Source organism: Streptomyces sp. H51, assembly GCF_035656535.1.
GTDB lineage: Bacteria > Actinomycetota > Actinomycetes > Streptomycetales > Streptomycetaceae > Streptomyces.
The window spans coordinates 39655-59944 of record NZ_JAYMHD010000069.1 but is presented as its reverse complement, the minus strand read 5'-3'; the positions used below and the strand labels follow the sequence as shown (position 1 = coordinate 59944).

Annotated in this window: 23 protein-coding genes; 11 read left to right on the top strand and 12 right to left on the bottom strand. The window is 71.8% G+C overall.

The features are described from left to right. Together VKA29_RS24765 and VKA29_RS24760 are read right to left on the bottom strand one after the other, a co-directional pair. Nucleotides 1–195, bottom strand: coding sequence for a ferredoxin (locus VKA29_RS24765; protein ID WP_324788171.1), 195 nt, complete (start codon nt 193–195; stop codon nt 1–3). A gap of 12 nt (nt 196–207) precedes the next feature. Then, nucleotides 208–1407: a cytochrome P450 gene (locus VKA29_RS24760; RefSeq protein ID WP_324788170.1), complete on the bottom strand. Its 1200-nt coding sequence runs from the start codon at nt 1405–1407 to the stop codon at nt 208–210. 295 nt (nt 1408–1702) lie between these two features. Here VKA29_RS24760 and VKA29_RS24755 point away from each other — a divergent pair, with 295 nt between their 5' ends. Further along, nucleotides 1703–2149 (top strand): nitroreductase family deazaflavin-dependent oxidoreductase, encoded by a 447-nt coding sequence (locus VKA29_RS24755; RefSeq protein WP_324788169.1) that lies wholly within the window; start codon nt 1703–1705, stop codon nt 2147–2149. 70 nt (nt 2150–2219) lie between these two features. Here VKA29_RS24755 and VKA29_RS24750 read toward each other — a convergent pair whose 3' ends face one another. Beyond that, nucleotides 2220–3188 (bottom strand): cation diffusion facilitator family transporter, encoded by a 969-nt coding sequence (locus tag VKA29_RS24750; RefSeq protein ID WP_324788168.1) that lies wholly within the window; start codon nt 3186–3188, stop codon nt 2220–2222. A gap of 167 nt (nt 3189–3355) precedes the next feature. Between VKA29_RS24750 and VKA29_RS24745 the strand changes: the two genes are divergently transcribed. Beyond that, nucleotides 3356–4369: a glutathione S-transferase family protein gene (locus tag VKA29_RS24745; protein ID WP_324788167.1), complete on the top strand. Its 1014-nt coding sequence runs from the start codon at nt 3356–3358 to the stop codon at nt 4367–4369. A 123-nt stretch (nt 4370–4492) separates the two neighbouring features. Then, a complete protein-coding gene (locus tag VKA29_RS24740) occupies nt 4493–4795 on the top strand; it encodes a DUF4235 domain-containing protein (protein ID WP_324788166.1) in 303 nt (100 codons plus the stop codon). Nucleotides 4796–4906: 111 nt separating this feature from the next. On the opposite strand, the gene VKA29_RS24735 is transcribed toward VKA29_RS24740, so the two are convergent. Further along, entirely contained in the window at nt 4907–5299 is a 393-nt protein-coding gene (locus tag VKA29_RS24735; RefSeq protein WP_324788165.1) for a VOC family protein, read from the bottom strand. A gap of 836 nt (nt 5300–6135) precedes the next feature. Between VKA29_RS24735 and VKA29_RS24730 the strand changes: the two genes are divergently transcribed. Beyond that, a complete protein-coding gene (locus VKA29_RS24730) occupies nt 6136–7644 on the top strand; it encodes a hypothetical protein (RefSeq protein ID WP_324788164.1) in 1509 nt (502 codons plus the stop codon). Nucleotides 7645–7739: 95 nt separating this feature from the next. Here the strand turns inward: VKA29_RS24730 and VKA29_RS24725 are convergent, their stop codons facing one another. Genes VKA29_RS24725 through VKA29_RS24705 form a run of 5 tightly spaced genes read right to left on the bottom strand, consistent with a single transcriptional unit; the run spans nt 7740 to nt 12051 of the window. Next, on the bottom strand, nt 7740–8999 hold the full coding sequence (locus VKA29_RS24725; RefSeq protein WP_324788163.1) for a cytochrome P450: 1260 nt from the start codon (nt 8997–8999) through the stop codon (nt 7740–7742). Then, nucleotides 8996–9601, bottom strand: coding sequence for a GTP-binding protein (locus VKA29_RS24720; protein WP_324788162.1), 606 nt, complete (start codon nt 9599–9601; stop codon nt 8996–8998). The genes VKA29_RS24725 and VKA29_RS24720 overlap by 4 nt, the downstream gene beginning before the upstream one ends. After that, a complete protein-coding gene (locus VKA29_RS24715) occupies nt 9582–9953 on the bottom strand; it encodes a DUF742 domain-containing protein (protein WP_324788161.1) in 372 nt (123 codons plus the stop codon). The genes VKA29_RS24720 and VKA29_RS24715 overlap by 20 nt, the downstream gene beginning before the upstream one ends. Next, nucleotides 9950–10360, bottom strand: coding sequence for a roadblock/LC7 domain-containing protein (locus tag VKA29_RS24710; protein ID WP_324788160.1), 411 nt, complete (start codon nt 10358–10360; stop codon nt 9950–9952). The genes VKA29_RS24715 and VKA29_RS24710 overlap by 4 nt, the downstream gene beginning before the upstream one ends. A gap of 5 nt (nt 10361–10365) precedes the next feature. After that, on the bottom strand, nt 10366–12051 hold the full coding sequence (locus VKA29_RS24705; protein WP_324788159.1) for an ATP-binding protein: 1686 nt from the start codon (nt 12049–12051) through the stop codon (nt 10366–10368). A gap of 447 nt (nt 12052–12498) precedes the next feature. Between VKA29_RS24705 and VKA29_RS24700 the strand changes: the two genes are divergently transcribed. Beyond that, on the top strand, nt 12499–12861 hold the full coding sequence (locus tag VKA29_RS24700) for a DUF1304 domain-containing protein (RefSeq protein WP_324788158.1): 363 nt from the start codon (nt 12499–12501) through the stop codon (nt 12859–12861). Continuing rightward, a complete protein-coding gene (locus VKA29_RS24695) occupies nt 12858–13421 on the top strand; it encodes a TetR/AcrR family transcriptional regulator (protein ID WP_324788157.1) in 564 nt (187 codons plus the stop codon). The genes VKA29_RS24700 and VKA29_RS24695 overlap by 4 nt, the downstream gene beginning before the upstream one ends. A 4-nt stretch (nt 13422–13425) precedes the next feature. Here the strand turns inward: VKA29_RS24695 and VKA29_RS24690 are convergent, their stop codons facing one another. Together VKA29_RS24690 and VKA29_RS24685 are read right to left on the bottom strand one after the other, a co-directional pair. Continuing rightward, nucleotides 13426–14277 (bottom strand): hypothetical protein, encoded by an 852-nt coding sequence (locus VKA29_RS24690; RefSeq protein WP_324788156.1) that lies wholly within the window; start codon nt 14275–14277, stop codon nt 13426–13428. A 105-nt stretch (nt 14278–14382) separates the two neighbouring features. Beyond that, nucleotides 14383–15333: a GlxA family transcriptional regulator gene (locus VKA29_RS24685; RefSeq protein WP_324788155.1), complete on the bottom strand. Its 951-nt coding sequence runs from the start codon at nt 15331–15333 to the stop codon at nt 14383–14385. 71 nt (nt 15334–15404) lie between these two features. Here VKA29_RS24685 and VKA29_RS24680 point away from each other — a divergent pair, with 71 nt between their 5' ends. From VKA29_RS24680 to VKA29_RS24660, 5 genes are all read left to right on the top strand, one after another. Further along, entirely contained in the window at nt 15405–16364 is a 960-nt protein-coding gene (locus tag VKA29_RS24680) for an NADP-dependent oxidoreductase (RefSeq protein WP_324788154.1), read from the top strand. A gap of 289 nt (nt 16365–16653) precedes the next feature. Continuing rightward, complete coding sequence (locus VKA29_RS24675) at nt 16654–17034, top strand: anti-sigma factor antagonist (protein ID WP_324788153.1); 381 nt, start codon at nt 16654–16656, stop codon at nt 17032–17034. Between the two features lie 166 nt (nt 17035–17200). Beyond that, nucleotides 17201–17863: a DUF4230 domain-containing protein gene (locus VKA29_RS24670; protein ID WP_324788152.1), complete on the top strand. Its 663-nt coding sequence runs from the start codon at nt 17201–17203 to the stop codon at nt 17861–17863. Nucleotides 17864–17966: 103 nt separating this feature from the next. Beyond that, the gene (locus tag VKA29_RS24665; protein ID WP_324788151.1) at nt 17967–18530 is read left to right on the top strand and encodes a VanZ family protein; all 564 of its coding nucleotides are present in this window, start codon (nt 17967–17969) and stop codon (nt 18528–18530) included. A gap of 183 nt (nt 18531–18713) precedes the next feature. After that, complete coding sequence (locus VKA29_RS24660; protein WP_324788150.1) at nt 18714–19961, top strand: ricin-type beta-trefoil lectin domain protein; 1248 nt, start codon at nt 18714–18716, stop codon at nt 19959–19961. Nucleotides 19962–19988: 27 nt separating this feature from the next. Here VKA29_RS24660 and VKA29_RS24655 read toward each other — a convergent pair whose 3' ends face one another. Then, nucleotides 19989–20225 (bottom strand): hypothetical protein, encoded by a 237-nt coding sequence (locus tag VKA29_RS24655; RefSeq protein ID WP_324788149.1) that lies wholly within the window; start codon nt 20223–20225, stop codon nt 19989–19991. Between the last annotated feature and the right edge of the window lie 65 nt (nt 20226–20290).

The window sequence follows — 20290 nt, the reverse complement described above, 5'->3', positions numbered from 1 at the left end:
TCAGTCTCCGGACACCGTGACGGCGCCCACCGGGCAGGCCCGCGCCGCCTCCCGCACCATCGGGTCGCCGCCGCCGTCCTCGCGTCCCGGCCGCAGGGCGCTGAGCCCGTCGTCGTCCTGGGTGAACACCTCCGGGGCGGCCAGGGCGCACTGGCCCGCGCCGATGCAGACGTCCTTGTCGATGTCGATGCGCATGGCCTCAGCCCCTCACCAGGTCACGGGGAGTTCCAGCATCCCCTGGATGGTGTCGCCGGGCTTGAAGGGGATCTCCTCGGGCGGGGCGGCGAGACGGAGGCCGGGCAGCCGGGTCAGCAGGGCGCCGTAGGCGATCTCCATCTCCGCGCGGGCCAGGTTCTGGCCGAGGCACTGGTGGATGCCGAAGCCGAACGCGACGTGGTGGCGGGCCGGGCGGTGGAAGTCGAGGACGTCGGGATCGTCGTAGACGTCCTCGTCGCGGTTGACGACCGCGGTCGAGAAGAGCACCGCGTCGCCCGCCCGGATCGTCGTCCCGGCCGCCTCGATGTCCCGCGTCGCCCGGCGCACCAGCCCGTCGGCGATCGACAGCAGGCGCAGCAGCTCCTCCACCGCGGCGGGCAGCAGCCCGGGGTCCGCGCGCAGCTCGGCCAGCCGCCGCGGGTGCCGCAGCAGCGTGAAGGTGCCGAGGGAGATCATGTTGGCGGTCGTCTCGTGACCGGCGACCAGCAGGACGGTCGCCAGGGAGACGACCTCCTCGCGGTCCATCTCCCCCGCGCGCAGCCGCTGGTGCACGAGTTCGTCGAGCACGCCGTCGCCGGGCTGGGACTGTTGCTGCTTGCGGTCGATCAACTCATTGAAGTAAGCGTCCAGTTGGTCACGTGCATCCGTTATGTCGGCGGAGGTCGGGCCGCGCAGCAGGCGCCGTGCCTGCCCCTCGAAGAACTCGTGGTCGGCGTAGGGCACTCCGAGCAGCGCGCAGATCACCATGGACGGCACCGGGAGCGCGAAGGCGTTCACCAGTTCGGCGGGCGGCCCCTGGGCGATCAGCACGTCGATCCGTTCGTCGACGATCCGCTGGATGCGTGGGCGCAGCGCGGCGGCCCGCCGGAGGGTGAAGTCCGGGATCATCCTGCGCCGCTGGGTGCGGTGTTCGGGGTCGTCGACGCCGAGCAGCGCGATCCTCCGCTTCGCGGCGGCCGCGAAACGCTCGGTGGGGGACGGGAAGTCGGGGTGGGTGCGTTCCGACGACAGGCGCTGGTCGGACAGGAGTTCGCGGGCCAGCGCGTGTCCCGTCACCAGCCAGGCCGGCCGGCCGTCGTAGAGTGTCACCCGGGCCAGCGGGCGCGCGGCGCGCAGGGGCTCGTAGGCGGCGGGCGGGTGGTAGGGGCAGGTCCGGTCCTGGGGGAAGACGACGGGTTCCGTTTCCGTCATGGAAGACCTCGCAGACGATGGGCGCGTCGTGCAGGCCCTCATTAGATGCCCCGGGCATCCAAGGGGCCACGAGAAGTTCGGCCAGATCACCGGCGCGCGCATTCTGGCCGGGGATCGCCGGTCCCCCGCCGCGTCCGCGCGCCCGTCGGCGGTGCGTCGGAGAGAATCGACAAGAACGAAAGGTGCTGAATGAATTAATCAGGACAAAGAGCAGTAAACCAGGATAAACACCGCACGCACCGGTGTCGAGACCCGGTGCGAGTCAGCCGTAGGACCGGACGATGGGACGGATGCCATGCCTCTTGAGGGCGAGTACGAACCCAGCCCGACACAGTGGGTGCGCGAGCAGGTGGAGCTGTACGAGAGCTCCGGCGGCACCGAGGGGACGACCCTGCTCGACACCGGACTGCCCGTGATCGTGCTCACCACCCGCGGCGCCAGGAGCGGCAAGATCCGCAAGACGCCGCTGATGCGCGTGGAGCACCAGGGGCGCTACGCGGCGGTCGCCTCGAGGGGCGGCGCGCCCACGCATCCGGTCTGGTACCACAACGTCACGAACGACCCGCACGTGGAGCTCCAGGACGGGCCGGTGAAGCGTGACATGGTGGCCCGTGAGGTCCGCGGCGCGGAGAAGGCCGAGTGGTGGGAGCGGGCCGTGGCGGCCTTCCCGCCGTACGCCGAGTACCAGCGGAAGACCGAACGCGAGATCCCGGTCTTCGTGCTGGAACCGGCCGACGCGTGACGGGAGCGGTCCCCGCGGAAGAATCTTCCGCGGGGACCGCATGAATCCCCGGCCGCCGGGCACGTGGCTGTCAGGCCCCGCCGCGTTCCCCCGTCGCGGCGGGGCTTTCGCGTGCCTCCTGCGCCGTCCGGTCGGTGATGTCGAGAAAGATCTGGTCGGCCTCCGCCACGGCCCGTGCGAGGGAGCGCTTGATCCGTACGGCGACCTCCTCCACCCGCTCGCTGTCCAGCCCGGGCATCAGGTCGACGCGGGCGGCCACCAGGGCCGTGTCGAGGCCCGTCTTCATCGTGAACAGCGCCTCCACGCTGTCGATTTCGGGCTCCGCCTCCAGCAGGGTCCGGATACGGTCCGCCGCCTCGGGGTCGGCGGCCTCCCCGATCAGCTGGTCGCGTGCCTCCCGGCCCAGGTGGTAGGCGACGAAGACGAGCAGCGCACCGATGGCGAACGAGGCGGACGCCTCCCACACGACCTGCCCGGTCACCATGTGCAGCGCCATGCCCACGGCGGCCAGCGTCACGCCGACCACCGCCGTGCCGTCCTCGGCGACCACGGTGCGCAGCGCCGGGTCGCGCAGCCCGCTCTCGCCGCCCTGCCGCCGCACCTGGTGCAGGGCCCGCAGCAGGGAGACGCCCTCCGCGAGGAAGGCGACCCCCAGCACGATCAGCCCGGCCACGTAACCGCTCAGCTTCTCCTCGGCGCCGTTGTGCAGCGCCTCGAAGCCCTGGAAGACGGAGAAGCAGCCGCCCATCACGAAGATCCCGACGGCCGCGAGGAGCGACCAGAAGAACCGCTCCTTGCCGTAGCCGAAGGGGTGGCGCTCGTCGGCCGGGCGGCGGCTGCGCCGCAGCGCGGCCAGCAGGAAGACCTCGTTCAGGCTGTCGGCCACCGAGTGCGCCGCCTCCGACAGCAGGGCCGGCGATCCGGCGAGCAGTCCCCCCACGGCTTTGGCGACGGCGATCACCAGGTTCGCCACGAGCGCCACCAGTACGGTGACGCGTGTCCGGCGGTCTGCCTTCTTGTCCGATGATGTCCCGCTCACCTTCGCCGACTGCCCCGCTCCGCGCCGCGCATACCGCGGGGCGGCACGATTCGGGAAACCGCGGGGAACTTGGGAGAAGTTCGGGGAACCTCGGGGAACTACGGAGAACTACGGAGAACTGCGGGAAACACGATCATCGGCGGCGCGTGCGCCACGAGGAGGCATCCATGGCAGGCGACGGCAACAGCGCCTACGGCAGCAAGCCGTTCAAACGGTCCCGGAGCCACTTCGCCGACCGGATCACCGCCGACGGCCGGGACGGCTGGCCGGTGCGGGCGGGACGCTACCGGCTGGTGGTGAGCCGGGCCTGCCCGTGGGCGAGCCGGGCACTGGTCTCGCGGCGCCTGCTCGGCCTGGAGAAGGCGCTCTCGCTCGCCGTCGCCGACCCGATCCAGGACGACCGCAGCTGGCGATTCACCCTGGACCCGGACGGACGCGACCCGGTCCTCGGCATCCGCTTCCTGAGCGAGGCCTACGACCGGCGGGAGACCGGCTACCCGGGCGGCGTGAGCGTGCCCGCGATCGTGGAGGTGACCGGCGGGAAGCTGGTGACCAACGACTACCAGCGGATCACCCTCGACCTCGCCACCGAGTGGACGGCCCTGCACCGCGAGGGAGCGCCCGACCTGTACCCGCGGGCCCGGCGCGACGAGATCGACGCGGTCATGGCGGAGGTCTACGAGGACGTCAACAACGGCGTGTACCGAGCGGGCTTCGCGACCGGCCAGACGGAGTACGAGGCGGCGTGCGCCGGCGTCTTCAGGCGGCTGGAGGCGCTGGCGGACCGGCTGGCCCGGCAGCGCTACCTGGTCGGCGACACGATCACCGAGGCGGACATCCGGCTGTTCACCACCCTGGTCCGTTTCGACGCCGTCTACCACGGTCACTTCAAGTGCAACCGCTGGAAGCTGTCGGAGAACCCGGTGCTGTGGGCGTACGCCCGCGACCTCTACCAGACCCCCGGTTTCGGCGACACCGTCGACTTCGACCACATCAAGCGGCACTACCACCAGGTGCACACCGGCATCAACCCGACCGGGATCGTGCCCCTGGGGCCGGATCTGTCCGGCTGGCTCGCCCCGCATCACCGGGAGGAACTCGGCGGCCGGCCGTTCGGCGACGGCACCCCGCCGGGCCCCGTGCCGACCGACGAGGAGGTTCCGGCACGGGGGCGGCCCTGACCCACGACAGGACCTGACCCACGACAGGACCTGACCCATGACAGGCCCTGACCCATGACAGGTCCTGACCCATGACAGGTCCTGATCCACGACAAGTCCCGGATTCACGAAAAGGAGAGACACGTGGCCAAGAAGAAGAAGCTCAAACTGCCCCTCGCCTACAAGCCGCTCGGCTTCGCCCTGGGCTGGGCGAGCGGCGCCCTCGCCGGGGTCGCCTTCCGCAAGGTGTGGATGGCGGTCCGGCACGAGGAGGACGCGCCCGACGCGCTGGACCGCGACCGGGGCTGGGGAGAGGTGCTGCTCGCCGCCGCGGTCCAGGGCGCGCTGTTCGCCGTGGTGCGCAGCGCCGCCGACCGCGCGGGCGCCAAGGCCGTCGAACGCTCGACCGGCGTCTGGCCGGCCACCGACAAGGGCGGCCGGGACTGAGCGGCCGGGACTGAGCGCGGCCTCCCCCCGGCGCCGCGGGCCGTACGTGCCCGCGGCTCGGGGCCCGTCGCGCAAGTGGCATCCGCCGCGACGACGCCTCCGCGACAGGCGTCAGCCCTGCTTCGGCGCGGTCGACGGGACGCGCCGCAGGGTGAAGGTGTGGCCGGCCGGGTCGGCGTAGCCGCGCTCCTCGAACGGGCCGGACGCGTCCCGCGTCTCCAGCGGGCGGCCGCCGAGCTCGACGACCTTGCGCTCGACCGTGTCCAGATCCTCCACCACGAAGTCGAGATGGGCCTGGAGGGAGTTCTCCGGGCGCGGCCAGCTCGGCGGTGTCGCGTTGACGTCGCGGCGGAACGCGAGCCGGAAGCCGTCGGCGCTCCTGATCTCCACGCGGTTGGCGGTGGCGTCCGTCTGCTCGCCCGCCAGGAGTTCCTGGTAGAACACGGCGAGCCGCTCGGGTTCGGCGCAGTCGAGCACCACGACGCCCGCTTTCACCAGTGCCATGTCTCCTCCGAAAGGTCTCGGGGCGCGGGCGTCCGCTGTCCCGCCGCCGGTACCTTGCGGATATCCCGGCGCGGTTGATTCAGTCGGCGGTCAACCGCCGTCCGCCGCACATCGGTTCGCGCCCTCCCAGTCGACGGGGACGACGTGCGCGGGACGAGGTTCAGCGCTCCCCCGCCCTCGGCGGCGGTGACGACCCGGGCGTCGACGTCGTGTTCCGGCCGGTGCGCGGTGTCTTGCATGCGCTGTTTCAAGGACCGTGCGGACGGTGAGCCGACCGCGGGTCGAGCCTCGCCGGGTGCCTGACGCGGCCGGCGGTTTGCTCCTCGCCCCCTCCTCCACCTTCGGGAGGGCGGGAGTTTACGCAACTCGGGAGGCTCGGGCAGTAACGAACATCACCGCTGGGTAACGTGTTGATCATTTGCGCGCTGGGCAGCCTCGTACCGTTTGTCGATTCAACTTTCGTATCGCGAAGCCCAGTTCGAGTGCGGGGGTGGTCACGGGACCGTCCGCGCGCACGACCGGGGGGAGCTTCTCGGACACGACCGGCCGACCGACAGCGGCCGGTCGACTCCGTTGCCAGAAACACAGTTCGAAGGGACACCGGTGTGAAACCTCGAGTCGTTGGTGCTGTTCCGAAGGCGTCCGCCGACAGCCTGCTCCCGGCGCAGCCGAGCGCCCCGCTCCAGCCCGCGGAGGCGGGGAACGCCCTGGCCCGACTCTTGGTCAACCGCATCAACGGGAGCACGGAGCAGTACCGGAGCTATCAGAACGCCCTTCAGCGGCGGTTGGAGGCACTCGGATCACCCGGGTCCCCCCGGTCCAGCACAACGGTGCGGGTGGAGGGAGCCCTCCGTCTGGCGCCGCGCGCGTTCCTCCCGCCCGATGAGGAGGGCTACGCCCGGCTGAGGCGGCTCGATGCCGGCCTGCGCATGATCGAGGCGTCCTTCCCCCAGGTCGGCACCGATGTAGAGATCTGCCGGCTGACCTGCATGATGCTGGAAGGGGCTTGGCGGAGCCGGGCACTCGTCCCGCCGCGCGAGGAGGAACGGGCGACCGCCTGTGCCTGTCCTCTGTGCAGTTGGCTGCCGTCGCCCCCCGCACGCACGCTGGACGACTACGACTGGCGGCAGAGCGCCGGCCGTCCCCTCACCGTGAAGACCTGGCCGTACCGCCGGGAACTCGACAGCGTCCTGACCGGCGGATGGTCCTGGACCCGGCAGATGAACGACCTCGAACGAGACCTCGGCCACCGCCACCGCTTCGAGGACGACATCCTCGTCTTCCACGAGTACAAGCGCGTGATCGACACCATCGACACCACCAGCCTCACGCAGCTCGTCGAAGGCCGCTTGTCCGAGAGTTTCAGCACCAACAGCGCACGGGCCCTGATCTGCGGACTCTTCGCAGCCCACAAGCGGTCCGTCGACGAGTACTGGCTCCAGCAGCACCACACGGGCAGTGTCACGCTCCCCCAGAGCAATCCGCTCGACCAGAACACCTACTCACTCCTGCAGATGCTGGACTGCCTGTTCTGGCACGTCTCACCCGACACGGAGCTCTGGCAGGAGGAACATCTCGCCTCGCTGCTGCTGTGCCGCGTCATCGACGACATGGCCGACGTGCGGGCCGACGCCCTGACCGGCGAGATCAGCAACTTCTGGCTCGCCGACATGCCGACCCACACCAAGGCCCTCTACGCCGCCTGCGCGATAGCCCTCGTCAAGTACGGCTGCACGCCCGAGGCGCATCCCTCGATGTGGAACACCTGGCTGATGACCACCACCATCGTCTGGATGGGGCTCACGGGCCGCCACGCCCTGTGGTTCGACGGCATCACCCAGGGCCTCCCCGCGGCCGACGGGTGCCCGCTGTGCGACCTGCAGCCCAACTCGTGCGCCGGCATCCTCACCGACGGCACCACCCTCACCATGAGCCCGCGGCCCACCGCACCGGCACTGAGCCCCCGGACCGCCGAGCTGTCCGCGCGCTGCCGAGCCCAGTACCCCCGGGCATGGGCCCTCTTCGACGCCGAGCTCCATGCCTTCGAGGCAGTGCACGGCCCCTGGTACGGCAACATCGACAGCACCTGGGAGATCCTGCGCCGCACCTACATCGCCGCCGTGGAGGCATCCATCGCCGCGCCGTCCAAGGAGCGCGCTCGTCAAGTGCAGGAGGACGCCGGCGCGGTGGGAGCCGAAAGGTTCCACGCCCTGCACGACCCCGGGACCGGGAGGGAGGACACCACGCTGCTCGCCTACATGTTCGCCTGCGCCCACCCACATTTCCTCTGGAACGCCACGGGGTACCGCCCCTCGGGCGTCGAAGGCGACTGGCTCGACGGCTGACGCCTCGGTCCTGCTCCGGCCGCTGAGCAGGTCAGCCACCGTCCGCGCCCCGCACGGGCGCTGCCCGGCCGGTCACCGGCCGGGCAGCGGTCCCGTCACGTGTCCTGGACGGCGAACTCGACCGGCAGGCTGTCCAGTCGGGACTCCCACGTGGAGGCGGTCGAGCTGAGCTCCTCCGGCGGTACGGCCAGTCGCAGCCCCGTCAGCCGGTGCAGCAGGACGTCCACCGCGATCTCGATGATGGACTGGCCGATGCTCTGCCCGGGGCACTCGTGCGGACCGGAACTGAACGCCAGGTGCGACTGGTTGCCCTGGAGCGCGACGCCGTCGGCGGGCCGGATCTCCGGGTCGACGTTGCCGGGGGCGAGGCCGAGCAGGAGCAGGTCGCCCTCCTCGATGTGGTGCCCGCCGAGCTCCAGGTCGCTGGCGGCGAACCGCCCCGGCAGGACGGCCAGCGGCGGGGTGTCCCACATGACCTCCTCCACCACGGCCGACACGGTCAGCTGACCGCCGATCAGCCCGGACAGCCGCGCGGTGTCGGTCAGCACCAGCTCCAGCACCCGGGCCAGCAGGTTGCTGGTCGTGGTGTGCGCGGCGATCAGCACCAGGCGCAGATGGCTGACGATCTCGTCGTCGTCCAGGCCCGCCGGGTGCTCCAGCAGGGCGGTGGTGAAGTCCGAACCCGGTTCGGTCCGCTTGCGCTGGGCGAGTTCGCCGAGGATCTGCATGATGCGCTCGTTGTGCAACAGGCCGTCCTCGCCGCCCTTGAAGACCTGGGCGCAGGACTCGACCAGACGCCGGCCCTCCCCCGCGGGAAGGCCCAGGATCCGGGTGAGCACGAGCATCGGCAGGTGGTCGGCGTAGTCCGCCACCAGGTCGGCGCGTCCCGCGTCGGCGAACGCGTCGATCTGCTTGTTCGCGAAGTACGTGGCGTGCCGCCGGACGCCACGGCTGGAGGCGGCCAGGAGCCCGTCGGTGACCGCCCCGCGCAGCCTGCGGTGCGGCTCCCCGTCCTGCGAGACGCAGTCGGGGCGCCAGCCCACCATCGGCACCAGCGGCGAGGTCTCCGGGACACGGCCCTCCCGCCAGTCCCGCCAGATGCGGGCGTCCCGGCTGAACTGACGCGGGTTGTCCAGCACCCGCCGGTTGTCGCGGTAGCCGAGCACCAGCCAGGCCGGCACGTCGCCCTCCAGCAGCACCGGCGCGACGGAGCCGTGCTCCTTGCGCAGCCGCTCGTAGATGGCCTGCGGGTCGGTGGCCGCTTCCGGGCCGTACAGGCGGATGAGTTCGGCCCCGCCGTGTGCGACGGGGCAGCCGCGGGGGGTGTCGGGGCCGTTTAAGGTCTGATCGTTCATCGGGGCTCCAGTGCGACGGCGGAGCGGTCCTTCAGGTGACGGATCAGCGCGACGAGCACGTCACGGCTGGAGGCCCGGTCACGGGCGTCGCAGGACACGACCGGGGTGTGCGGAGGGATGTCCAGGGCGTCCCGTATCTCGTCGACCGGGTAGTCCTTGGAGTCCGGGAAGACGTTCAGGGCCACCACGAAGGGGACGTTCTGGCGCTCCATCTCCTCGATCGCCCGGAAGCTGGAGGCCAGGCGCCGGGTGTCGACCAGGACGACCGCGCCGAGCGCGCCCTTGAACAGGCCGTTCCACAGGAACCAGAAGCGCTCCTGCCCGGGGGTGCCGAACAGGTACAGCATCAGGCTGTCGTTGAGGCTGATCTTGCCGAAGTCCAGGCTGACGGTGGTCTGCGTCTTGTCGGCGACACCGATGAGGTGGTCGACGTCGGCGCTCGCCTGGGTGAGGGTCTCCTCGGTGGTCAGCGGCTTGATGTCGCTGACCGAGCGGACCATCGTGGTCTTCCCGGTGCCGAAGCCGCCGGCGATCATCACCTTCACCGAGCGGGTGCCCCCGGCGTCCGGTCGGCCGGGGTGGTCAAAGCCTTTGAAGTCCACTGAGTACCTCCTCAAGGAGCGCGAGGTCGGGCCCGCGGCCGACGGCGTGCGCCGGGATGGGGTCACGGGCTTCGACACGGCCTGCCTCGAGCAGATCGGCCAGCAGCACCGCGAGAATGTTGAAGGGCAATCCGAGGTGGGCGCCGAGTTCGGCGACCGACAGCGGATCGCGGCAGCGCCGGAGTATCTCCTCGTGCTCGTGCTGCATGCCCGGTACGGGGGCGGTGCGGGAGACGATGAGGGTCGCCACGTCGAGGCTCGACGCCGAACCGCCCGGTCCGCTACGTCCTCGGGTGAGGACGTAGTAGCGCTCGAGACCGGACGGGTCCGTGGGCCGGCGGGGAGCACTCATCCAGAGTGCTCCTCCAGGCGCGGAGTGGTGCCGAGGAGCTCACCCATCCTGCGGGCCAGATCCCTCATCTGGTGTCCGAGGAGGCCCTGGTCGAGGCCCTCCCTGGCAAGGACGCCCAGATACGTCTCCACACCGGCGCGTACGACGAAGAGGTGCCCGCCGTCGACCTCGATCATGGCCAGCCGCAGTTGCCCCGCGTACTTGGGGAACTGCTCGGCGACCGGCTGGGCCAGTGCCTGCAGGCCGGCCACGACGGCGGCGAAGCGGTCGACGTCGTCGGGGTCGTCGGCGCCAAAAGAGGTGATGGCCTTGCCGTCGCTGGAGGCCACGAGGGCGAAGCGGATCTCCGGGATGGACTCCACGAGATCACGGAGCGCCCAGCTCACGTCGGTTCCCTGTTTCGTCATGTGGACTAGTCGCTCTCTTCAGTGCGGTGCTCGGTGGACTCACGTCCGGCGGTCGGCCCTTCACCGGCCTCGGCGAACTCGCGTCCTGCGGTGGCGAAGGCGGCGAGGCCGGCGAAGGACGCGTCCGGCGGAACGGCGGCGACGTCGGTGTCGTCGGTCCGTTCGGCGCGCTGAGCCGACTGCGCCGGTGCGTCGTTCCGCCTGCTGCGGCGACGGGGCAGTCCGCCGGGCGTGGTCTCCACGGCCTCGGCGGTCGCCGCCGCGGCCGTGACGACGGGCGCCTCCTCGGACGGCGGGGCCGTGGCGGACTGCGCGGGCTGGGCGGCCGGAGCGGGAGTGGCCGTGACGGCCGCCGACAGCGGGCTGAAGTACTTGTGCGGGACCACGACCACTACCGACGTGCCGAGCCAGGGCGAATCCGCGAAGGTGACGCGGACGCCGTAGCGGCGGGCGAGGGCGCCGACGACACGCAGACCGATGGTGGCGTCCTCGGAGACGCCGCCGAGTCCCGGCCCCTCCCCGGTGCCGGCCAGGGCCTGTTCGGCCTCGCGCCGCTTCTCCTCGCTCAGGCCCTTGCCCGAGTCCTGGATCTCGATGCCGACACCGTTCGGCACCTCCTTGCCGGACACGACGACCGGCTCGGTGGGCGGCGAGTAGCGGGCCGCGTTGTCCAGGAGGTGGGCGAAGATCAGGGTGAGGTGGTCCACCAGGCCGCCGTCGACGCCGAGTTCGGGCAGATGACGCACCTCGACCCGGTGGAAGTCCTTGATCCGGCCGATGCCGCCGCGGACCACGCTCAGCAGCCGCTGCGGCTCCTGCCACTGCCTGCCCGGCCGGTCGGATCCGCCCAGCACGCCGATGCTGGCGGCGAGACAGTCGGCGGGGCCGATCTCCTGGTCGAGCTCCATCAGACCGCGGGCCACCGAGGGCAGTCGTCCGTGCTCGCCCTGCATCTCGTGCAGCCGGCCGCGCAGCTTGCTGGTCAGCACGTGGATACGGTTGCCGATGCTGATGACGGCCTGCTCGGCGGCGGTGGAGCGGTTGAACTCCTCCTCCATGCCGATGAGGGCGGTGCGCAGCACCTTGCGCAGGTCGGCCTGGAGATCGGCGCCGATCTTGGCGTGCTGGTCACGGGCCGGCAGCAGGTCCTCGACGGCGTCACCGGCGCGCAGCCGCTGGAGCGCCTCGGGCAGCTGCTCGACGGCGAGCCGGGAGACCGCGGCCCGCTGATCGGCCAGCCGCTCCTTCCAGACCTCTGCCTGCTCGGCGAGCTGCGCCTCGTAGGACTGGGCCTGCTCGGCGAGGCGTGCCTGGTACTGCTGGGCCTGCTCGTCGAGTTGCGCCTGGTAGGCGCCGGCGCGGTCGGCGGCCTGCGCCTCCTGGGCGGCACGCTCGGCGGCGAACTTCCGCTCCAGGCCGGCCACATGCTGCTGCCACTGCTGCGAGTGCTCGGCCTGGGCGGAGCGGAAGGAGCCCTCCGCGCGGCCCAGCTGGCTCCGGGTACGCAGCAGCAGCCGTACGCACACGGCGCTGGCGGTGGTCGCCGCCGCTCCGGCGACGGCCGCACCGATCTGCTCGGAGCTCATGAAAGTGGCGGCAACCGTCCCACCGCCTAAAGCCAGCGGCATGAGCCACCAGCTGTACCAGGCGACAGGGGCCCGCGCCGCCGGCGGCGGAGTGGCGAGTTCCATCTGCATCCTTCGAAGCAACACGATCGAACAGGGGGGCGTGCAAGGCGTGGGGGACCGCACTCATAAGTACGCACCACGAGATGGGCGGCAGGAAGCCGCATCAACTCGTCGTGACCCAGGGGAGCTTATCGGGTAAGAACCCGAAAGGATCAAACTGGCGGTCCGACGGAAGTGAGGGTTCCGTCACTCTCGGACAGGTTCCAACGGTCGACAAATACCTATGCGGACCTGCGTCGTTGCCGGAGAGTAACCATCACCACGCCCGCCTCCGACCGTCGTTGTCGGGTCTAGACCGCTGCCGCTGGAGCAGTCGCACGTGGCGGTTGGCGGGGGCATATGCGCCGGTCAGCGCGGTCTGCCGGCGTGCGCGGCGCCGATCCACCCCCTCGCGCTTTCCTGGACACCTGCCCAGCTAGGATGGACACCTGTCCAGAAAAGGAGCCCGGTGTGGAGACGCTCGCCCGCGTGCTGGTCGGTCTGGTGGCCGCGCTGCACGCATACATCCTGGTCATGGAGATGTTCCTGTGGCAGCGCAGGCCCGGCCGGGCGCTGCACGGATTCGACCCCGAGCTGGCGCGGGCGACCGCCCCGCTCGCCGCCAACCAGGGGCTTTACAACGGTTTCCTCGCCGCCGGGCTGGTCTGGGGACTCATCGCCGCGGATCCGACCGGATTCCGCGCCCAGGTCTTCTTCCTGTGCTGCGTCGTGGTCGCCGGCGTCTTCGGCGCCGCCACGGCCAACCGCCGCATCCTGGTCGCCCAGGCCCTGCCCGGAGCCCTGGCCCTGGCCGCCGTGCTCGTCGCGGGATGACCCGCCCCACGTCCCTGGACCCGCGCGCGGCGCGTACCCGGGCACGGCTGCGGGCGGCCCTGCTGGCGGAGTGCGCCGAGCGGCCGCTGGCCGACCTGGGCGTGGCCGCGCTGGTGCGCCGGGCGGGCGTCGGACGGGCCACGTTCTACCTCCACTACGCCGACCTGGAGGCGCTGGCCGTGGACGCCTGCGCGGACGTCGTACGGGAGGCGGTGGAGGCGCTGCACTCCTGGCGGGGCAGGCCCGACCCCGTGCACGCGCCGCCTGCGCTGGGCGAGTTCTTCGCCTCGCTCGCCCCGCTCGCCGGCCTGTACCGGACGCTGCTCAGCCCGGGCGGCGGCGGCCCGCTCGGCCATGTGCTGCACCGGGACCTGCGGGCCTACAGTCTGCGCGAACGGGAGCTGGCGGGCGCGGCGGACGCCCCGCTGGTCGCCTCCGCGGTGGCCGCCACCTTCGCCGGGGTGCTGGCCGACTGGCTGCACGGGCTGCTGGCGGCCGACGCCGGAGAGATCGCCGACCAGGTGTGGCAGTTGCTCGTCGCGCTGCACGCCAGTCGCTGACGGCTCACCTGCAGCCCATGTCCGGCTTGACGAGGGGCCATGCCTCGACGCCCCGGGAGGTGCGCACGTACGCCCGGGACGGATCGTCCGTCAGCCACAACCGCCGCTCGCCCAGGCGGTATCCGGTGTCGTGGGCGCCGGCGGGCAGGGGTACGTCACCGTCGTAGGGGGTGGTGAGCATCTGCCGCGGCAGCACCCGGTCCGGGTCCCGGGCGTACGTCCTGCCGTCCGCGCCCTGTCCCAGCGACAGGAAATGGGCCTTCTGCCAGTCGCAGTGGGCGGCGCCGGCCGAACTGCTGAGCCGGGCGACCGGCACCCGATCGCCGTCGCCATCGGTCCAGACCTCGTACTCCTGGGTGTCGGTGAAGCTCGCCGGCAGTTCGGCCGGATCGCAGGAGGCACTGGTCTCCGGTCCCCAGCCCGGCCTGCCGGGCCGGTCCTCGGCGACGACGACGGCGACCTTGGTCCTGCCGTCCACGTCGAACGAGTACAGCACGCGGCCCTTCTCCCGGCGCTCCACGCGGTAACCGTGGCGGGGAACGCCGGGCTGGTCCATGTCGAAGTAGGCCCGCAGGCCCTCCTCCGGCGTGGTTCCTCCGTCGCCCCGTCCCCACGGCTCCGCGGCACCGCCCGAGTAGATCTCCCCGTCGCACTCCAGCGCCCGGCCGGCGGCGCCCGCCCGGCCGGGCAGGCCGCGCACACCCTCCTCGTCGTGCCGCTCCGCGGGCAGGTGCAGGGGCCCGCCGTACGGCGTCGCCGGCGCAGTGCCGTCGACGACGAGGTCCGGCCGGCCGTCGCCGCACGCCACGGCCGCCGACGCGGCCAGCACCACCACCGTCACGAGTCCCGCACGCATCCCCACCCCGGTGTCCTTTCGCCGCTGCCTGCTCCTACGACGCGGCGGCCGGGCGGAACGTTCGCGGCGGGCCGGGGTGGGACGCGGCGGCGCGGGGCGGCGGGGCTATCGGGGGATCGCCCGGAAGGTCCGCCGGTAGGCCTGCGGGGAGACCCCGATCGCGGCGTGCAGGTGCTGGCGCAGGGAGGCGCCGGTGGCGAAGCCGACGCGGCCGGCGATCTGGTCGACGGACAGGTCGCTGGACTCCAGCAGGTGGCGGGCGCGGGCGACGCGCTGCTGGATGAGCCAGCGGCCGGGGCTGAGGCCGACCTCGTCGTGGAAGCGGCGGGCGAAGGTGCGCAGGCTCATCCGGGCGTGGCCGGCCAGCTCGGTCAGGGTGAGCGGCCGGTCCAGGTTCTCCAGCGCCCACGCGCGGGTGGCGGCCGTGCCGGTGGCCTCGCCGGCGGGGACCGGCTGCTCGATGTACTGGGCCTGGCCGCCGTCCCGGAACGGCGGCACCACGCAGTTGCGGGCCACCGAGTTGGCCAGTTCGCTGCCGTGGTCGCTGCGCACCACGTGCAGGCACACGTCGACGCCGGAGGCGGCGCCGGCGGAGGTGAGGACGCGGCCGTCGTGGACGAAGAGGACGTCCGGGTCGAGGTCGATGTGCGGGTACCGGCGCCGGAACAGGCCGGCCAGCCGCCAGTGGGTGGTGGCCTTCCGGCCGTCGAGGAGCCCTGCCGCGGCGAGCAGGAAGGCGGCCGTGCAGATCGAGACGATCCGGGCGTCGGGGCGGATCCGCGCGAGCGCGGAGGCGACCTCGGCGGGCAGTTCGGCCGGGATCTCGGACGACACCACGGAGGCGATCACCACCGTGTCCGCCGTGGCCAGTGCCTCCGGACCGTGCTCGACGGTGATGGTGAAGTCGGAGGCGGTGCGCACCGGACGTCCGTCCACGGAACAGGTCAGCACCTCGTACCGGCCGTCGGCGGCGCCGAAGATGCGGCTGGGGATGCCGAGTTCGAAGGGATACACACCGTCGAGGGCCAGGACCACGACCCGCTCCACTCGTCGCATGGCACGATCCTATCGAACATTGACCATCGTGCCATTTTCCTGACGGGCGGAGCGCACCAGGCTGGTCCACCATGAGCACTGTGAGCACTGAGAACACCATGCGAGCCATCAGCCAGGACGTCCTCGGCGGTCCCGAGGTCCTGAAGGAGGTGCGCCTGCCCCGGCCCGAGCCGCGCACCAACGAGGTGCTGGTCCGGGTCCGCGCCGCCGGCGTCAACCCGACCGACTGGAAGCACCGCGCGACCGGCGGGTTCCTCGGCGAGCCGCCCTTCGTGCTGGGCTGGGACGTGTGCGGCGTGGTGGAGGCGGTCGGCATCGGCGTCGCCCGCTTCCGGCCCGGCGACGAGGTCTTCGGCATGCTGTCCTACCCCTTCGGACACGGATCGCACGCCGAGTACGTCACCGCTCCCGCCCGCGTCTTCGCGCACAAGCCGGCCTCCGTCGACCACGTCCAGGCCGGCGCCCTGCCGCTGGTCTCCCTGACCGCCTGGCAGGCCCTGGTCGAGACGGCGGACCTGCGGCCGGGGCAACGGGTGCTGATCCACGCGGCGGCCGGCGGGGTGGGGCACGTGGCCACGCAGATCGCCAAGGCGCGGGGCGCGTACGTGATCGGCACGGCGAGCGCGGGCAAGCACGAGTTCCTGCACGGGATCGGCGTGGACGAGGCGATCGACTACCGGTCGACGGACTTCGCCGAGGCCGTGAAGGACGTCGACGTCGTCCTGGACACGATCGGTGGGGACACCTCCACGCGCTCGCTGCGGGTGCTGCGTCCGGGCGGGCTGGTCGTCTCCATCCTGCCGGTGGGTTCGAACGAGTTCTACGAGGAGGCCGAGCGGCTCGGCGTCCGGGCGCTCAGGATGCTGGTCGACGCCTCGCACAGCGGCATGCGGGCGATCGCGGAACTGGTGGAGTCCGGCAAGCTCCGCGCCACCGTCGCCGAGACCTTCCCGCTGGCCGACGCCGCGCGGGCGCACGCCCTCGGCGAGACCGGACGGACCACCGGCAAGCTGGTCCTGCTCATGGACTGACCCGGGGCCCGAGCGCTGCCCGGCCGCCGGTGGCCGGGCAGCGCCGTGTCGTGTCGTGTCGTGGTCGTTTTGTGCGATGTCGTCCCGCGCCGCGCCGTTGTCCCGCTCTTCCCCGCAAGACCTCCACCGCAAATCGAAGACATATGTCAATCGAACATGCTCAAATTCAGTTCGTTGAGGGTAACTTGCAGGGTGGGGAACACTTTTGCCGTCGGCCGGTCCCCGGGACCCGGCTGCGCTCGAACGCTCGGTGCCGCCGCAGGCGCGGCAGGTGGGAGGCGATGTCGTCGTGCAGCAGGACCCCGCGCCGCTCACCCGGCACCTGCGGATCCGCCACGACCGGGGACACACGGTGCTGGAGTTCCACGGCGAGATCGACATCGCCGCCGCCGCGGAGATCGCTCCCCACCTCGACCGGCTGACGACACGCCCTGGCGTCCGCCTGGTGATCGACCTCCGGCACATCGAGTTCTTCGACTGCTCAGGGCTTCGCCTGCTGTACCGGGCCCGCAGTCAGGTCCTCGGCCGGGGCGGGGAGTTGAGTCTGGTGTGCGCCCACGCCCTGACCCTGCGCGTCCTCCGGGTCACCGGCCTGTCCCGGCTGATGCCCCCGCATCCGACACTGGACGCGGCCCTGGGCCGGCCCGAGGCCGCGTCCGGGTCGTGGTGAAGCGCGCCGCTCGAGGCTCGTCGTCGCCCGGTCCGCGTCCGCCGCGCCCCGGACCGCCGCGCCCGTGCGCCCCCACTGCCCCCGTCCACGGCGGCGATCGGCCGACGCAGCGGTCTGCCAAGGCGATTGACGGGCATGCGAAAGGGGAGGAAGGAGGGCCGTCGCCTTGACCACTCCCATCAGACGCATGTCCAGGCGCACGCCGGGCTGGGCGAAGGCGGTGAGCGCCGTCGTGCTGGTGCTCGTGGTGATCTTCGCCGGCATCCGGCTGAGCGTGCTCCCGGGTCTGAAGGACCTGTTCGCAACGGAGACGCACGACCGCTCCGGCCCCGCACTGCTGCAGTCCATCCAGGACATGAGCCGCTACGACGCCGCCTCCGGCAACTTCCAGGTCGTCGTGGACCTGGAGAAGGACACCAAGTTCCTGCCGGACGCGGTCCGCGGTTCCCGCACCCTGTACGTCGGCGCGGGCACCGTCGACGCCTACGTCGACCTGGGCAGGGTCGGCAAGGACGACGTGACGGTCGACGACGACCGCACGTCCGCCACGCTCCGCCTGCCGCACGCGGCACTGGGCAGGCCGTCTCTCGACCCGGACCGCTCCTACGCCGTCTCCAAGCAGCGCGGCCTGCTCAACCGGCTCGGCGATCTGTTCTCCGACAACCCCAACAGCGAACAGGCCGTGCAGAAACTCGCGGTCCGGCACATCGGCGAGGCGGCCCGGCAGAGCGGGCTGACCGCGCGGGCCGAGTCCAACACCACCGACATGCTCGAGGGCCTGCTGCACTCCCTCGGCTTCAAGGTGGTCCACGTCACCTACGGCACCTGATCGGGCGCGAACGGCACGGTACCCGCCGCCCACGGCGGGCATCGTGGGCCGTTCGCCGGGTAACCGCCTTGCACCGCAGGGAAGTTGAAGACCGGAGGATCGAATGGCCCGTGCAGCCTCACGCTCTCGCATCGCGCTACGCCCGCGCGCCGGCAAACCGGGGCGCGAGCCGGCACCGGCGCGCGCCGAGCGGCACGCCGTGCCGCTGCCGTTCCGCCTGCTGGCCATGGTGGGCGCGTTCGTCTTCATGGTGGCGTTCGCCGTGGTGCTGGCCCGGCTCACCCTGGAGCCCTCCCCCGCGTCGGTGGCGCTGACCCACACCAACCTGCATCCGGGCCGGTCGCTGCGGGCCTACCTGGATCAGCCGGCGCTGCGCGACGCGGTCAAGCAGATCGGCGGGAACCTGCTGCTGGGGATCCCCTTCGGCGTCCTCGTCCCGATCGTCGCCCCGCGGACCCGCGGCGTGCTGCGCGTGCTGCTGCTGACCGCCGTGGTCATGCTGCTGGTGGAGTTCGCCCAGGGCGCGCTGGTCACCGGCCGCGCCTTCGACATCGACGACGTCATCCTCAACACCTCGGGCGCGCTGCTCGGCTACCTGCTGCTGGGGCGGCGGCTGAGCCGGGCGGTGCACGCCCGCAAGCGCCGGCCGGTGCCGGACGAGCGGTGAGTGAGGCACGCCTCGGCCCCGGGTCCTCGGACGACCCGGGGCCCTGTCGACTCCTGGTCCGCACCAACCTCTTGACGCCCACTTATCTCACTCCTTAAATCAAGAGGCAGCACTGACAGCGCCTTTCACCCCCACCCCGGCCGGCCGGCCCCGCCGCCGCGCCGCCGTACGGAAGGAAGTGCCGTGGCCTCCCCCCTTCTGCCGCGCAGATTCCTGTTCGCCGCCCTGTCCGCCGCCGCGCTGATCGCCACCCTCGCCGGCGGCCCGGCGCAGGCGCGGCCCGAGTCGGCCGCGACCGCCTCGACCGCCGCGGCCGCGGTGACGTTCTCCGACACCTTCGACGGGCCCGCCGGGGCCGCGGTCGACTCCGCCAAGTGGCAGGTGGAGACCGGCGACAACGTCAACAACCACGAGCGGCAGTACTACACGTCCGGCAACAGGAACGCCGCGCTGGACGGTCAGGGCCACCTGGTCATCACGGCCCGCCGCGAGAACCCGGCCGGCTACCAGTGCTGGTACGGCACCTGCCAGTACACCTCGGCCCGGATCAACACCGCCGGGAAGTTCACCGCGCAGTACGGTCATGTCGAGGCCCGGATGAAGATCCCACGGGGCCAGGGCATGTGGCCGGCGTTCTGGATGCTCGGCACCCCCGTCAACTGGCCGGACTCCGGCGAGATCGACGTCATGGAGAACGTCGGCTTCGAGCCCTCCACCGTGCACGGCACCATCCACGGCCCCGGGTACTCCGGTTCCGGGGGCATCGGCGCCGCCTACACCCTGCCCGGCGGGCAGGCCTTCGCGGACGCCTTCCACACCTTCGCCGTCGACTGGGCGCCCGGCTCGATCACCTGGTCCGTGGACGGCACCGTCTACCAGCGGCGCACACCCGCCGACCTGGGCGGCCGGACCTGGGTCTTCGACAAGCCGTTCTTCCTGATCCTGAACCTCGCCGTGGGCGGCTACTGGCCCGGCGACCCCGACGCCTCGACGGCCTTCCCGCAACAACTGGTCGTCGACTCGGTGTCGGTGACGACCGGCGACACCGCCTCCGCGGTCGCGATCAAGGGCCTGGCCGGCAAGTGCGTCGACGTCGCCGGGGCGAACCCGGCCAACGGCACGCCCGTCCAGCTCTACGACTGCAACGGCACCGCGGCCCAGCAGTGGACCGTCGGCTCCGACGGCACCCTGCGCGCGCTCGGCAAGTGTCTGGACGTCACCGACAACGGCACCGCCGACGGCTCCACCGTCCAACTGTGGGACTGCACCGGCGGCGCCAACCAGAAGTGGACCGTCACCGCCGCGCACGACATCGTCAACCCGCGGGCCGACAAGTGCCTGGACGTGACCGGCAACGACTCGGCCAACGGCACCCGGCTGCAGATCTGGACCTGCACGGGCGGCGCCAACCAGAAATGGACGGTCGGCTGACCGGTTCCGCGCGGTCCTGGCGGACCCTCAGTGCAGCTTCCAGGTGAACTTGTCCCCGCCCACCCAGCACACGACGTCCGGATCGTCGAGGTCGTGCACGTGGATCCCGAACGCTGCGGCGGCCTCCAGTACGTCGACGAGGGTCGTCGCCTCGGCGACCATCTGGCCGTCGATCTCCACGATCCGGAACGGCGGCGTGCCCGGCTGCACTCCGAGCACCACGATCCGCGGACGGGCGATGTGCGGGCTCCCGATTTCGGTCATGCCATAGAGCGTAGGCCGGATCCGGCCGTCCCGGCTCGGCCATGCCGGTCCGGCCGGGGCGCCCG